The organism is Bacillus sp. YH3-2-B2 (assembly GCF_053663335.1).
In genome coordinates this window covers 932,513-947,472 of the sequence record NZ_JBSJQE010000002.1, presented here as the reverse complement: position 1 = coordinate 947,472, position 14,960 = coordinate 932,513, and the positions used below count along the sequence as shown (strand labels likewise).

Annotated in this window: 16 protein-coding genes; 11 read left to right on the top strand and 5 right to left on the bottom strand. The window is 46.7% G+C overall.

Annotated features, from left to right (window positions below; all coding sequences use genetic code 11):
- Positions 1–253: 253 nt before the first annotated feature.
- From ACWJJX_RS09745 to nupQ, 4 genes are all read left to right on the top strand, one after another.
- Complete coding sequence (locus ACWJJX_RS09745) at positions 254–1,327, top strand: BMP family lipoprotein (RefSeq protein ID WP_007408665.1); 1,074 nt, start codon at positions 254–256, stop codon at positions 1,325–1,327.
- A gap of 141 nt (positions 1,328–1,468) precedes the next feature.
- Entirely contained in the window at positions 1,469–3,001 is a 1,533-nt protein-coding gene (locus ACWJJX_RS09740) for an ABC transporter ATP-binding protein (protein WP_015387787.1), read from the top strand.
- A complete protein-coding gene (locus tag ACWJJX_RS09735) occupies positions 2,994–4,040 on the top strand; it encodes an ABC transporter permease (RefSeq protein ID WP_454022941.1) in 1,047 nt (348 codons plus the stop codon). The genes ACWJJX_RS09740 and ACWJJX_RS09735 overlap by 8 nt, the downstream gene beginning before the upstream one ends.
- Positions 4,041–5,000: a guanosine ABC transporter permease NupQ gene (gene nupQ / locus ACWJJX_RS09730; RefSeq protein WP_003152071.1), complete on the top strand. Its 960-nt coding sequence runs from the start codon at positions 4,041–4,043 to the stop codon at positions 4,998–5,000.
- 44 nt (positions 5,001–5,044) lie between these two features.
- Here nupQ and ACWJJX_RS09725 read toward each other — a convergent pair whose 3' ends face one another.
- Positions 5,045–5,263: a hypothetical protein gene (locus ACWJJX_RS09725; protein WP_070082282.1), complete on the bottom strand. Its 219-nt coding sequence runs from the start codon at positions 5,261–5,263 to the stop codon at positions 5,045–5,047.
- A gap of 242 nt (positions 5,264–5,505) precedes the next feature.
- Here ACWJJX_RS09725 and ACWJJX_RS09720 point away from each other — a divergent pair, with 242 nt between their 5' ends.
- The 7 genes from ACWJJX_RS09720 to mnhG are packed head-to-tail and all read left to right on the top strand — an operon-like array spanning position 5,506 to position 11,275.
- Positions 5,506–7,908, top strand: coding sequence for a Na+/H+ antiporter subunit A (locus ACWJJX_RS09720; protein WP_454022940.1), 2,403 nt, complete (start codon positions 5,506–5,508; stop codon positions 7,906–7,908).
- Entirely contained in the window at positions 7,905–8,336 is a 432-nt protein-coding gene (locus ACWJJX_RS09715; RefSeq protein ID WP_007613424.1) for a Na(+)/H(+) antiporter subunit B, read from the top strand. Before ACWJJX_RS09720 ends, ACWJJX_RS09715 begins: the two co-directional genes overlap by 4 nt.
- On the top strand, positions 8,336–8,677 hold the full coding sequence (locus ACWJJX_RS09710) for a Na(+)/H(+) antiporter subunit C (protein ID WP_003152063.1): 342 nt from the start codon (positions 8,336–8,338) through the stop codon (positions 8,675–8,677). The genes ACWJJX_RS09715 and ACWJJX_RS09710 overlap by 1 nt, the downstream gene beginning before the upstream one ends.
- Positions 8,670–10,151, top strand: a complete 1,482-nt coding sequence (locus ACWJJX_RS09705) for a Na+/H+ antiporter subunit D (protein WP_454022939.1) — start codon at positions 8,670–8,672, stop codon at positions 10,149–10,151. The genes ACWJJX_RS09710 and ACWJJX_RS09705 overlap by 8 nt, the downstream gene beginning before the upstream one ends.
- A 5-nt stretch (positions 10,152–10,156) precedes the next feature.
- On the top strand, positions 10,157–10,633 hold the full coding sequence (locus ACWJJX_RS09700; protein WP_278071272.1) for a Na+/H+ antiporter subunit E: 477 nt from the start codon (positions 10,157–10,159) through the stop codon (positions 10,631–10,633).
- Positions 10,633–10,917 (top strand): Na(+)/H(+) antiporter subunit F1, encoded by a 285-nt coding sequence (locus ACWJJX_RS09695; protein ID WP_003152057.1) that lies wholly within the window; start codon positions 10,633–10,635, stop codon positions 10,915–10,917. Before ACWJJX_RS09700 ends, ACWJJX_RS09695 begins: the two co-directional genes overlap by 1 nt.
- A complete protein-coding gene (gene mnhG / locus ACWJJX_RS09690) occupies positions 10,901–11,275 on the top strand; it encodes a monovalent cation/H(+) antiporter subunit G (RefSeq protein ID WP_003152056.1) in 375 nt (124 codons plus the stop codon). The genes ACWJJX_RS09695 and mnhG overlap by 17 nt, the downstream gene beginning before the upstream one ends.
- Positions 11,276–11,314: 39 nt before the next feature.
- On the opposite strand, the gene ACWJJX_RS09685 is transcribed toward mnhG, so the two are convergent.
- The 4 genes from ACWJJX_RS09685 to comX all read right to left on the bottom strand — a co-directional run bounded on the left by ACWJJX_RS09685 (position 11,315) and on the right by comX (position 14,946).
- Positions 11,315–11,698, bottom strand: a complete 384-nt coding sequence (locus tag ACWJJX_RS09685; protein WP_007613430.1) for a hotdog fold thioesterase — start codon at positions 11,696–11,698, stop codon at positions 11,315–11,317.
- Between the two features lie 21 nt (positions 11,699–11,719).
- Positions 11,720–12,364 carry a response regulator transcription factor gene (locus tag ACWJJX_RS09680; RefSeq protein ID WP_003152052.1) on the bottom strand — a complete coding sequence of 215 codons (645 nt, stop codon included), beginning with the start codon at positions 12,362–12,364 and terminating at the stop codon, positions 11,720–11,722.
- An 80-nt stretch (positions 12,365–12,444) separates the two neighbouring features.
- Positions 12,445–14,751: a sensor histidine kinase gene (locus tag ACWJJX_RS09675; protein WP_153986739.1), complete on the bottom strand. Its 2,307-nt coding sequence runs from the start codon at positions 14,749–14,751 to the stop codon at positions 12,445–12,447.
- An 18-nt stretch (positions 14,752–14,769) separates the two neighbouring features.
- Complete coding sequence (gene comX / locus ACWJJX_RS09670; RefSeq protein ID WP_044052947.1) at positions 14,770–14,946, bottom strand: competence pheromone ComX; 177 nt, start codon at positions 14,944–14,946, stop codon at positions 14,770–14,772.
- Between the last annotated feature and the right edge of the window lie 14 nt (positions 14,947–14,960).

The window sequence follows — 14,960 nt, the reverse complement described above, 5'->3', positions numbered from 1 at the left end:
TAAAATTGATATTTTTTAAAAAATAAGCAAATTTCTATTTATTTATGGCGGGTAAAATGATAAATTATGATTGGTTAGCAGATCTTTTCAGATAAGTCATAAGTCCCGAACCCGGAAGAGACAGCCGCTCAAGGCGGGAAAAAAAGAGACGTCTCATCATTATTATCAGAAAGTTTTTTCGATTCTGCATCCGGCACGGGGACTCAAGTCTGAATTGAACGGCACAGCCATATTTTACAGGGGGGTTATATCTTTGAAAAAACGCAAAATCGGAATGGCGATGGCGCTCATCGCAGCGGCCGGAACCATATTAAGCGCATGCGGTTCAAGTGACAAAGCAAACGGCTCCGGCAGCAAAAACTTTACCGTCGGCATGGTAACGGATATCGGCGGTGTTGATGACAAATCATTTAACCAGTCCGCCTGGGAAGGCATCCAGGCATTCGGAAAAGACAACGGGCTTACAAAAGGCAAAAGCGGTTTTGACTATCTTCAATCAAAATCAGATGCAGATTATACAACGAACTTAAATAAATTAGCGCGGGAACACTTTGACCTGATTTACGGCGTCGGGTATCTGATGCAGGATTCCATCAGCGAAATCGCCGATCAGCGCAAAGACACAAATTTTGCGATCATTGATGCCGTTGTCAAAAAAGACAACGTGGCGAGCCTTACATTTAAAGAGCAGGAAGGCTCATTCCTCGTGGGAGCGGCCGCTGCGCTATCGAGCAAAACGGGAAAAGTCGGATTCGTGGGCGGAATGGAGTCTGAATTGATCAAAAAATTCGAAATCGGCTTCCGCGCGGGTGTACAAGCCGCAAATCCGAAAGCGACCGTCGAAGTGAAATATGCGGGCGGGTTTGACAAAGCCGATGTCGGCAAGGCGACGGCTGAAAGCATGTACAAATCAGGCGTTGACGTCATTTATCACGCGGCCGGCGCAACGGGAACGGGCGTCTTCACAGAAGCGAAAAATCTGAAAAAAGAAGATCCGAAGCGGAACGTATGGGTTATCGGTGTTGATAAAGACCAGTACGCGGAAGGCCAAGTCAAAGGCACAAAAGACAATGTCACTCTCACATCAATGGTCAAAAAAGTGGATACTGCCGTGGAGGACTTAACGAAAAAAGCGAGTGACGGTAAATTCCCGGGCGGCAAAACATTAACATACGGTTTGGCGCAAGATGCAGTCGGCATCTCGGATCATAAGGAGAACCTTTCTGACGATGTCATCAAAGCAACAGACGATTGGAAGAAGAAAATCGCGGACGGACTCGAGATCCCTTCAACTGAAAAAGAATTGAAATCCTTCAAGGCTGAGTAAGAACCAGGGGATAAGGAGACTTCCGTGCTTATCCCCTCTCTTTTTTGAAAAGAGCGGTGAAGGAAAAGCTGCATCTCTTGCAGCTTTTCTTTTGCCAAGCTCTTTCTCATCAAAGTATCTCTGAAAAGGAGCGACAAATCGGTGGATTATATCATTGAAATGCTTAATATACGCAAGGAATTTCCCGGAATCGTCGCCAATGATGACGTCACGCTTCAAGTGAAAAAAGGCGAAATACACGCCCTTCTCGGTGAAAACGGCGCCGGAAAATCGACACTCATGAACGTTTTATTCGGCCTGTATCAGCCGGAAAAAGGCGAGATCCGGGTGCGTGGCGAACGCGTTCACATCAACAGCCCGAACAAAGCCAACGATCTCGGCATCGGGATGGTGCACCAGCATTTTATGCTTGTGGATACCTTCACCGTCTCAGAAAATATCATTCTCGGAAAAGAGCCGAAAACTTTCGGCCGAATTGACAGACAGCGCGCCGCCCGGGACGTGCGTGATATTTCCGACCGTTACGGCCTGCACATTGATCCTGAAGCCAAAGTTGCCGATATCTCCGTCGGTATGCAGCAGCGGGCGGAAATATTAAAGACCCTCTACCGGGGCGCCGACATTCTCATTTTTGACGAGCCGACCGCGGTGCTGACTCCGCACGAAATTCAAGAACTGATTCAGATTATGAAAAATCTTGTCAATGAAGGAAAATCAATTATCCTCATCACCCACAAATTAAAAGAGATTATGGAAGTCTGCGACCGTGTCACCATCATCCGGAAAGGAAAAGGCATTACAACACTTGATGTCGCACATACGGATCAAGATGAACTGGCAAGCCTTATGGTCGGACGCGAAGTGTCATTCAAGACGGATAAACAGCCGGCCGAACCAAAACAGGAAGTGCTTTCGCTTTCTGATGTAACGGTGAAAGACGCGCGCGGCGTTGAGGCGGTCAAACAGCTCTCCCTCTCTGTCAGAGCCGGTGAAATCGTCGGCATTGCGGGCGTTGACGGAAACGGCCAGTCTGAATTAATTGAAGCCATTACAGGTCTCAGAAAAACAAATGCCGGCACGATCATGTTAAACGGCAAACAGCTCCAAAACATGCCGCCCAGGAAAGTCACTGAAGCCGGCATCGGGCATATTCCGCAGGACAGGCATAAACACGGGCTCGTCCTTGATTTTCCGATCGGAGAAAATATCGTGCTGCAAAGTTATTACCAAAAGCCCTACTCTTCTTTCGGCATATTAAATAAACACACGATTTATGACAAAGCGCGAAGCCTGATTGAAGAATACGATGTCAGAACACCTGATGAATATACGCCTGCGCGCGCTCTCTCCGGGGGGAATCAGCAAAAGGCCATTATCGGCCGGGAAGTGGACAGAAATCCGGATCTTTTAATTGCGGCCCAGCCGACGCGGGGACTCGATGTCGGCGCGATTGAATTCGTCCATAAAAAGCTCATTGAGCAGCGTGATGCCGGTAAAGCGGTGCTTCTGTTATCTTTTGAACTTGATGAAATAATGAATCTCAGCGATCGCATCGCCGTCATCTTTGAAGGCAGCATCATCGCAAACGTCAATCCGCTTGAAACAAACGAGCAGGAGCTCGGACTTTTAATGGCGGGAAGTAAGCAAATGGAGGCGGGGAAAACACATGATTAATCGACTTTCTCATCTGGCTGTGCCGCTGATTGCGATCATCCTTGGGTTAGCTGCGGGTGCGGTCATCATGCTCGCCAGCGGCTACAATGTCGTAAGCGGGTATTCGGCTCTTTGGAGCGGCATTTTCGGTGAAGTGTATTACATCGGGGAATCGATCCGGCAGATTACGCCATATATTTTGTCCGGATTGGCCGTGGCATTCGCATTTCGGACCGGCCTGTTTAATATCGGGGTTGAAGGACAGCTCCTTGTCGGCTGGACCGCCGCGGTGTGGGTCGGCGCTTCCTTTGACGCCCCCGCTTACATCCACCTTCCGCTTTCGTTATTGGCGGCTGCGGCTGCGGGCGGCATTTGGGGCCTGATTCCCGGATTTTTAAAAGCCCGTTTTTTTGTCCACGAAGTGATTGTCACGATCATGATGAATTATATCGCTCTTCATTTAACCAATTATCTCATTTCCGATGTCATGACGGACCACCGGGACAAAACAGACAAAATTCATGAAAGCGCGTCGCTCCGCTCGCCGTTTTTAGAGCAGCTGACAGATTACTCCCGCCTTCACTGGGGCATTCTGATCGCTCTGTTTGCCGCAGTCCTCATGTGGTTTATCATTCATAAAACAAAAAGCGGATTTGAATTCCGGGCTGTCGGCTTTAACCAGCACGCCGCACAATACGCCGGAATGAGCGTCAGAAAAAATATGATGTACGCCATGATGATTTCCGGCGCCTTCGCAGGGCTTGCCGGCGCGATGGAAGGACTCGGAACCTTTCAATATGCGGCGGTTAAGGGCGCCTTTACCGGCGTCGGCTTCGACGGCATTGCGGTTGCGCTTCTCGGCGGCAGCACGGCAATCGGCGTTGTTCTGGCGGCATGTCTTCTCGGCGGCCTTAAAGTCGGGGCATTAAATATGCCGATTGAATCCGGGGTGCCTTCTGAAGTCGTTGACATCGTCATCGCCATTATTATTTTGTTTGTGGCAGCAAGCTACGCCATCCGTCTCATCCTTGATAAATTGAAGAAAAAGGGGGCGAAGTAAGTGGACTTCCTGCAGATTTTATCCATTATTGTCCCGGCAACACTCGTATATGCGGCTCCGCTTATTTTAACCGCTCTCGGCGGCGTGTTTTCTGAAAGATCGGGGGTTGTCAACATCGGTCTTGAAGGACTGATGATCATCGGCGCCTTTACAAGCGTCATGTTCAACTTATTTTTCGGACGCGAGCTTGGCGCCGCCGCTCCGTGGCTCGCCTTGGCTGCGGCTATGATTGCCGGCGGACTGTTCTCACTGATCCACGCGGCTGCCGCGGTTTCTTTCCGCGCCGATCAGACGGTAACCGGTGTGGCGATCAATATGCTCGCGTTAGGAGCAACACTGTTTATCGTCAAGCTGATCTACGGAAAAGCGCAGACTGATAAAATCCCGGAGCCCTTTTACAAAACGAACATTCCCGGGTTAAGCGATATTCCGGTTTTAGGAAAGATTTTCTTTTCTGACGTATATTATACGTCGATTTTAGCCATCGTACTGGCCTTTGTTTCCTGGTTTATTTTATTCAAAACGCCGTTCGGCCTCCGCATCCGTTCTGTCGGGGAACATCCGATGGCGGCCGATACGATGGGAATCAACGTGTTCGGCATGCGCTATATCGGCGTCATGATCAGCGGACTGTTCGGCGGGCTCGGCGGCGGTGTGTATGCTTCCACGATCGCGCTTGATTTCACGCACTCCACCATTTCCGGGCAAGGCTTTATCGCTCTCGCCGCGCTTGTTTTCGGCAAATGGCATCCGATCGGCGCGCTCGGGGCTGCGCTGTTCTTCGGGTTTGCGCAGAGTTTGAGCATTATCGGCTCGCTTTTGCCCCTGTTCAAAGACATTCCGAATGTATACATGCTGATGGCTCCTTACATTCTGACCATTCTCGCGCTTGCCGGCTTCATCGGCCGAGCGGATGCGCCTAAAGCCAACGGCATCCCTTATATTAAAGGAAAACGCTGATTGCCACACAAAAAGAGTTCCGCACCTTGGTGCCGGAACTCTTTTCATCTATATACGATTCTGATATACTCACGCGGCTGAAACGGCGTTTGCATTGATTCAGCCGCACTCAGCTTGTCTTCAGCGTATTCCGCACCGAGAAAAAAACGCTCCCAATCATCTGCCTCCGTCTGCTGCCGCGTTTTGCAGAAATCATCCGCTATGAATGTTCCTGCAATAATAGAACAAAATATTCCAATACAGGCCGCCGCCTTTCTCTTCATCTGACCAGCTCCTTTTGTAAAGCTTGATCTGAAAAAGAAATGTATATACAAAGATCCGGATATTTGATAAATTTATTTTGGGTTCAAAAGACCACAAAAACACAAAGAGGAATACATTATGCCGTAGCAGGGTAAAAAAAAGTGCGATATAATTTGTACTGGGTCCTATGACCGTGAATTGATTGATTCATTCTTACATAAAGCAGTTGCTTGATGAAAAAACAAGCAAAGGAGGTCTTCTGTTGCAGCTGTTACATTTCGCGATTTTGGCGCCTTTTTTATTTGCATTTATCGTTCCCTTTCTTTATAAACGGGTAAAACAAGTCCATACAGGCTGGTTTGTGCTGATAGTGCCCGTTGTGCTGTTTGTTTACTTTATCAGCAAGCTCCCTGTCACAATGGCTGGGGAAACCGTCCGGTATGCGGCCGAATGGATTCCGTCCCTCGGTATTAACTATACCGTTTATATTGACGGACTCGGGCTGTTATTCGCTTTATTGATTACGGGCATCGGCTCTTTGGTGACGCTTTACAGTATTTTTTACTTATCGAAGGACAAAGAAAAGCTCGGCCCCTTTTATGTGTACCTGCTGATGTTTATGGGCGCGATGCTCGGCGTTGTGCTCGTCGATAACGTCATCGTGCTTTATATGTTCTGGGAGCTGACAAGCCTGTCATCCTTCTTATTAATCGGGTATTGGCATAAGCGGAAGAAATCACGCTACGGGGCGGAAAAATCACTGCTGATTACCGTCGGCGGCGGGCTGTGCATGCTCGGCGGCTTTATCCTGCTGTATCTGATGACGGATTCTTTCAGTATCAGGGAAATGGTCAACCAGGTGCATATTATCGCAGGCCATCCGTTCTTTATTCCGGCGATGGTTCTCCTGTTATTGGGGGCCTTTACGAAATCAGCGCAGTTTCCGTTTTATATCTGGCTGCCTGATGCCATGGAGGCGCCGACTCCTGTCAGCGCCTATCTGCACTCGGCTACAATGGTGAAAGCGGGTATTTATCTGATTGCCAGATTCAGTCCGGTTTTTGCTTTTTCACCCGTCTGGTTTTGGACGGTTGCCTCAGTCGGTCTGATCACGATGGTATGGGCTTCCTTTAATGCGATTAAACAAACCGATTTAAAAGCGATTCTGGCATTTTCCACAGTCAGCCAGCTCGGTATGATTGTATCGATGCTCGGCGCAGGAGCCGCCGCGCTTCATTATCAGCATTCAGAGTATTTTACGGCGGCTGTCACCGCGGCTGTGTTTCACTTAATTAACCATGCTACTTTTAAAGGAAGTTTATTCATGGCGGTCGGCATTATCGACCATGAAACGGGAACGCGGGATATCCGCAGGCTCGGCGGCCTGATGGCGCTTATGCCGGTAACGTTCACCGTTTCACTGATCGGAACGTTTTCCATGGCCGGCCTCCCTCCGTTTAACGGCTTTTTAAGTAAAGAAATGTTCTTTACAAGTATGCTGCGGATTGCTCATGCAGATATTTTCAGCCTGGATACGTGGGGCGTGCTGTTCCCCGTTCTCGCATGGATCGGGAGCGTCTTCACTTTCATCTACAGCATGAAGCTGTTTTTCAGAACGTTCAGCGGCGCGCGTAAATCTGCTCAGCTTGAAAAGACGCCGCATGAAGCTCCGCTCGGCATGCTGATTTCGCCGGTGATTCTTGCCGCTTGCGCCGTCAGTCTGTTTTTTGCCCCGAACGTTTTGTCTTACAGCCTGATTGAACCGGCGATGAACTCCATTTATCCGGCTCTGTTAACCGGCGGAGATACATTCCATGTCCATATTTCCCAGTGGCACGGGGTGACGGCTGAGGTAATGATGACCCTCGGCATCATCATTGTCGGCACGATCGGTTACGTAACGCTGTCTAAATGGGAGCGTCTGTACGGTCTGTTTCCGAAAAAACTGACGCTGAACAAGCTTTACGATGCGGTGACGGGCAGTATGGAAAAAAGATCTTACCAGCTGACGTCATCTTATATGACCGGATTTTTGCGGGATTATCTGCTGTATATTTTTGCGGCGTTTATCATTCTCATCGGAGCGTCGTTCGTCATGAAAGGCGGCTTTTCCATGACAGCGAAAGGCATGGCTGAAATCGGCCTGTATGAAATCGTGCTGTCCCTCGTTATGGTGAGCGCAACGATTGCGACTGTGTTCGCCAAATCGCGGCTGACGGCCATTATCTCACTCGGTGTTGTCGGGTACACACTCGCGCTGTTTTTTGTGATTTTCAGAGCGCCCGATCTGGCGCTCACGCAGCTCGTCATTGAGACGATATCCGTCGCCTTGTTTCTTCTTTGTTTTTACCATCTGCCGAAAATGCGGCGGAAAAAGAAGACAAGAACATTCCGGATGACGAATTTTATCATTTCTCTCGGTGTCGGCGTCATCGTGACAATGCTCGGAATCGCGTCTTCCAGCGAAAAAACAAAAGACAGCATCTCCTCCTTTTTCACCGCTTACAGCCATAAGCTCGGGGGAGGAAACAATATCGTCAACGTCATCCTCGTTGATTTCAGGGGATTTGACACGATGTTTGAAATCACGGTGCTGTCGATCGCCGCACTCGGGATTTACGGCATGATCAGAACAAAAGTAAAAGAGGAGGGAGAAGAGCGTTGAGACAGCAAAAAACAAACGACATCATCCTTCAGACGGCAACGAAGCTTGTATCTTTTATCATTCTGCTTTTCTCTTTCTATTTATTTTTATCGGGGCATAACGCTCCCGGCGGAGGATTTGTCGGCGGACTGATTACGTCTTCGGCCATCGTGCTGCTGCTTTTGGCCTTTGATTTAAAAACCGTCAAATCGATTTTGCCCGTCAATTTTATTTATGTGGCGGGCGCGGGTCTGCTTATCGCGATTGCAACGGGTGCAGGTTCGTTCTTATTCGGAGCGCCCTTTCTCACCCATACATTCGGCCATTTTCATCTCCCGGTGCTCGGGAATACGGAGCTTGCGACGGCCACTTTGTTTGATTTAGGTGTGTATCTCGTTGTTGTCGGCGTGACGATGACCATTATTCAAACGATTGGAGAGGAAGAATAGTGGAAATCTTAATGTCTGTCATTGCCGGTATTTTGTTTATGGCGGCAACCTACCTGCTGCTTTCTAAAAGTCTGCTGCGCGTGATTATCGGCACCGCGCTTTTGAGCCACGGCGTCCATTTGCTGCTCCTGACCATGGGCGGACTGAAAAAAGGCGCTCCTCCCATACTGGGCGGAAAAAGCACATCGTTTGTCGATCCGCTGCCGCAGGCACTCATACTGACGGCGATCGTTATTTCGTTCGGCGTCACGTCCTTCCTGCTTGTGATGGCGTTTCGCGCCTATCAGGAACTGAAAACGGACGATATGGATCGAATGAGGGGAAATGATCAACATGAATAACTTTGTGATATTGCCCATTCTGGTGCCGCTGCTTGCCGCAGTGCTGCTGATTTTTATGAACAGGCACGTGATGCTGATGCGGATATTCAGCACTGCCGCTTCCTGTGTCTCCATCGTCATCAGCGCCGCTCTCGTTCAGACGGTTTTCACACACGGGATTCAGACGCTGACACTCGGCGGCTGGAAAGCGCCGTACGGCATTGTGCTCGCCGCGGATCAGCTCGCCGCACTGCTTGTTTTGACAACCGCCATAATCGGGCTGCTCGTCATCCTGTACTCCTTCCGCTCCATCGGAGAAAAAAGGGAGCGCGCTTTCTATTATTCAGGGGTGCAGTTTCTTCTGGCCGGCGTAAGCGGAGCGTTTTTGACGGGTGACCTGTTCAACATGTACGTCTTTTTTGAGCTTCTGCTTATCGCGTCCTACATGCTGATCGTGCTTGGCGGAACGAAAATTCAATTAAGAGAATCATTGAAGTATATCGTGTTTAACATTGTGTCATCCGCGTTTTTTGTCATCGGCGTCGGTTACTTATATGCGGTGACGGGCACGCTGAATATGGCTGATCTAAGCGTAAAAATAAGCGAATCGGGCCAGACCGGGCTAATAACCGTGATCGGCGTCCTTCTTCTCGTCGTTTTCGGTTTAAAGGGCGGGATATTCCCGCTGTATTTCTGGATGCCGGGCTCTTATTACGCCCCGCCGGCTGCAATTTCAGCTTTATTCGGGTCTCTTTTGACGAAAGTCGGCCTGTATGCCATTTTAAGAGTATTCACCCTGATCTTTATTCACGATACGGGCTTTACCCACCAATTGATGATGTGGCTTGCGATGCTGACGGTGCTATTCGGCGTAATCGGATCTATCGCCTTTTCGGATGTCATGAAAATCGTCATCTACAATATTATTACAGCCGTCGGCGTGATTTTGTTCGGCATTGCCATGAACACGCCGGCCTCCATTCAAGGAGCGGTTTATTACTTGATTCACGATATGCTGATTAAAGGAGCGCTGTTTATGCTTGCCGGCTCGCTTATCGCATTGACAGGCACTGCCAGCCTGCATAAAATGGGCGGACTGATCAACCGTTATCCCGTTTTAGGATGGATGTTCTTTATTTCAGCCATATCTTTGGCCGGCATCCCGCCGTTCAGCGGATTTGTGGGCAAGCTGAAGATCGCGGAAGGCGGGTTCGATAAGGGGGAAACATTGTTTTCCGTATTGATTCTCTTATCAAGCCTGCTTGTGCTCTATTCGGTGCTGAAGGTTTTTACGACGGCTTTTTGGGGGGAAGAAAAAGAAATCCCCGGCGCAGGCGGACGGTCCGCAAAAGGACTTCTTTATCCGGCAGCCGCTTTTCTCCTTTTGTCGCTTCTGTTCGGGCTCGGAACCGAATGGGTTTCGCCGTATGTCAATCAGACGGCTGAGAATCTGCTGAATCCGGAAAAATACATTGAAGCTGTTTTGAAGGAGTAGATGGCATGGCTTTTCAACTTTTATTAAATGTTCTTCTCGCTGTTTGCTGGATGTTTCTCACAAACAGCCTCAGCACGGCGGGTTTTATAACCGGATTTATCGCGGGCTTGGCGGCGCTGTTTTTTTTCCGGCGCTTCTTCTCGCGGCCATTTTACATTTGGAAAATATGGTCAGTCATCAGACTGGCGATGATCTTTATAAAGGAATTATATTTGGCCAATGTCAGCGTGCTGAAAACCGTTATAGCGCCGAAACTGAACATCCGCCCGGGCATTTTCGCGTTTAAGACGGAATTGACGGAGGATTGGGAGATCACACTGCTCTCGCTGTTAATTACTTTAACACCGGGTACGCTCGTGATGGATATCTCCGATGACCGGTCGATTCTTTATATACACGCCATGGACATTGAAGATGCGGAGAAAGCGATCCATGACATCCGCGTCTCTTTTGAGAAAGCCATTCAGGAGGTGAGCCGCTGATGTTTACGTTTATTCTGCAATTATCACTCGGCATTATGGCGGTTTCTACTCTTCTGTACGTCATTCGCGTCATGAAAGGGCCAACGATACCGGACCGGGTCGTCGCGCTTGATGGGATCGGCATTAATCTGATTGCCATGACCGCGCTTGTATCCATTCTCTTAAACACATCGGCCTTTTTGGACATCATTCTGCTGCTTGGCATTTTATCGTTTATCGGCACGATTGCCTTTGCTAAGTTTTTGGAGAAAGGAGAGATTATCGAAAATGATCGAAATCGTTAAATGGGCTGTCGCCGTTTGTATTCTGATGGGATCGCTGATCTGCCTGGTCGCGTCTTTCGGCACACTCAGGCTTCCTGATGTGTATACGCGCGCCCACGCCTCTTCAAAAGGCTCGACACTCGGCGTTAATTTGGTATTGCTCGGGGTGTTAGGCTACTTGTGGATGCTGACCGGAGAAATTTCTGTAAAAATACTGCTCGGCATCATTTTTATCCTGCTGACGGCGCCGGTCGGAGCGCACCTCATATGCAGGGCCGCGTACAATTCGGGAGCGGCGCTTGATAAAAGAAGCGTTCAGGATGATTACAAAGGGATCAGAAACTTTGTGATCAAACGAAAAGAAGATTCATATTTGTAAAAACAAACAGCCGGACGATTCAGGGTTCCGGCTGTTTGTTTATTTTGTTATAACAGCCAGCGTGCAGCGGGAAACACAGATCAGCCTTTCTCGTTCATCGAAAATGTTAATCCCGTACACAATGGTTGCCCTGCCTGTGTGAACGGGTTCCGCTATCGCCGTGACCGTTCCGCCCTCTTTCACGGACTTTAAATGATTGGCATTAATCTCAAGCCCGACACACGCCTGTTTCGACCGGTCGATAAAATGCTGGGCCCCGACACTTGCAACAGTCTCCGCCAGCGCTGCTGACGCGCCCCCATGCAGATATCCGAAAGGCTGCACCGTCCTCTTATCCACCGGCATCACCGCCACGCATCTCTCCGGCGTGTTTTCAGTGATTTCAATACCGAGTGCGCCGAGCAATGTATTGTTCAGATTCATAGGTCATTCTCCCTTCAAGATTTATAGTACGTTATCTGACTTGGCGATCAGCACCGCTTCAGTACGGGAGCCGACATTCAGCTTATTAAAAATGGATGTCAGGCTGTATTCAATCGACCGCTTGCTTAAGTGAAGCGCATCTGCGATTTCCTGATTGGTCAAACCTTTTTCGACCTCTTGGAGAATATGGCGCTCTCTCGGAGTTAACCGATCCTGCTCACTTTGAGGGGAAGAAGACGTTTTTGTTTTTTGCTGGGTCATCAGCTGTTTGAAATAGGAGAAATCAACTAAAATCTGTCCGTTGAGCACGTGATATATGTATTGCATGATTTTCTCTTTAGATTCGGTTTTGCTGATGGCGCCATGCAGGCCCGCGCGGATGGATTCTTCAAAATAATCTTCAACCTCATAGCCTGTGTAGACAATGATTTTGCAGAGAGGATTCTCTTTTAAGATTTTCTTGGAAAGCTCTATGCCGCTGATGTCATCACCCAGATTTAAATCCATTAATATGAGATCGTAAGCTGAAAAATCATGCCGGAGAACGAATTGTTCACTGGCATCAGGACTAAGGCAATCGACAGAAAGATTCGTGTCCGTTTCCAGAATCGTCTTGGTGCCCTCCATGACAGCCGGATGATCATCAATCACTAGTATCTTTTTCATGGTTTCCTCCCTTTTACTCACTCATTTCCATTTTATTAAAAAGACTTGGCTTCTGCCAAGTCGATTTGGTGATAAATTGGTTACAATTCCATTTCAATATCCGCTTTAAAACCGTTTCCTTCACTTGTGTCGATTTTCATCCGTCCGTCAAGCGCACGGACGCGCTCCTTAATACCCGAAAGACCCATGCTCATCGACTGTCCGCCGCCTTCTTCCTGATTGCAGCCGACACCGTCGTCTTCATAATGCAGAATCACTTTATTTTGAATGCTGATCAGCATAATCAGCACCTCATTCGCCTGTGAATGCTTCATGGCGTTCGAAAGAAATTCCTGAATAATGCGGTACAAATTCAGCTGCGTATCCAAATCCAGCGCCGCCGTAAACCGGCCCGTATTCAGACGGATATGAAACGGCGCACGCTCCTGCTGCTGCGCGGCAAGCTTGGATACCGCCTTGACCAGACCCAAATCATACAGCAGCTGAGGCCGAAGCTCATGGCACGTCTCCCGGGTCATCAAAATGACATCCGACATCTGCTCATTCATCTGATGAAGCTTGTCCTGCACCTCTATGTGGCAGGGCTCCTCTTTCTTAAAATCGGCCAGAAACAGCTCACACTGGCGCTTCAAAGAAATCAAGTCCTGCAGCACCGAATCATGCAGATCCCGGGCCAAATCCGACCGCTGCTTTTCCTCGATTGTAAACATCAGCTTTTTGAGCCAAACTGGGTTTGAACCTTGTTGTTTCAGGTCTTGTAAATGGTTCATGAGTTCTTCGATCTGCAATATGTTTTCCATCGAAACACTTGTATAAAAAGACAATGTCTTTAACCAAGATATCTCATCTCTTGTCAGTCTCGGAGTATTAATGCTCGACAAACAAAGCAGAACGTATGAGTTTGCCCCTCTTTCTCCAATCTTCATCAGAAAACCTTGATTTACTTCAAAAATCTTGCCAATCTCTGATGTGACTTTATCAAATTCTTTTTTATACGGCTGCCAGTTCGGTTCACTGTTCTGTTTATCAAAATACAGAATGTCTCCGTCAGAATTGATTTCAAATATATAAGCTTTACTAACAGGCAAGACGTCCAAAATAGTCTTTTTCAAATTCATAAACACTTGATTTAAAGCTGATACGCTTTTAAGAAGCTGTGTATATTTATAAATGCTGTCTTGATAATTATATTTTTCTGAAAAACGTTTCAGGCGAAATTTGTAGTCTAATAACTCCTTAATATAAAATACCGCTAAAAAAATCAAAAATACATATACAGTGATTTGAATAATGTTAAAGTTATTCCCCTTGCTGTCGAATAATATATTCAGCCATACAACTCCAATAGTCGGAATAATGGAAAGGAAACCATAGTACCTGATTCTGCCCAACAAGAAGTCTATATCGTAGATTTTATTGACCACGAATTGATAGACTAAAGCTAATGGAATAATTATTAAAAATGGTGCCGTAACTATAGCAGAATAAATATACTGTCCGAACAACACCTCAGGTATAATATAAAATACTGTAAACGGAAAAAAGGCTATGGTATTAGATATAAGTAACACTTTCAGCAAATAAAAGTGATCCTTTTTTCGGTAGACTAGTCCATAAAAAATAATGGATGTATAGACGACCATCATTTCCAAAAAAAATGTTACTAAATTAATATTCGTAACAAGTTGGAAGGCAAAATGCTTCTGGAATATCTCGATTATTATATTAATAACCGGCAATATATAGAGAGTAGACACAACATAACCAGCTGAAAATTTCAATTTTAATTCTTTAAAGTATTGATACAAAAAGTGAAAGTATAATACAGGTACGTTCAAAAATGTAAAAAGGTTAATATATCTGTTTATTTCATATCCTCTAGTTACTCCACCTGCGCTTAAATATGCAATGGATGTACACAATAAAAAAATAATCAAAATATAGGCTGAATAAGTATCTTTTACTCTGTTAACTTTATAAATATAAAAAATGCATAACATGCTTAAAGCAAATAATATGCATGGGATAATATAGATAAAAAAACTATAAGAGCTATTTAAGGAAATAAACTCAGTATTATGTAAGTCTATTTTACTATTACCCCTTATTATTTTCATATGTTCAGCTTTCGCTAGATATTGACCTCTTATATTCTCTTCTGTCGGTGTTTTTCCGCTTATTTCAATTATCCTGTCTCCCTCTTTTAAGCCCATATATTTACCATACGTAGACTTGGAGAGTTTTACAACCTGCAATTCATGGTTATTGTTTTCAACCACATAGGTTCCTACCAAAATTCCGTTTTGAGTAAAATATATAATATGAGCGACGTAAAAGAGACTGACGAATAACAATACAATCGAAAAATTTCTAATGAATTTTTTCAATAGATCTCACTCTCTCAATCATTGTTCCCAAAAAATTCCCCTGCATTTTTTTGATTGACTTAAGTCTCTTTCAAAAATCTCAACAATGGCAGGTAACAGTTTATCCGGAACTCCTATTAAACTAGCTTCCCCACACGCTAACTTTGTAAGTACAAGTGGATTTTCCATAAGATAATGTACGATATCTTGCTTCACTGTAATTTCCTCCA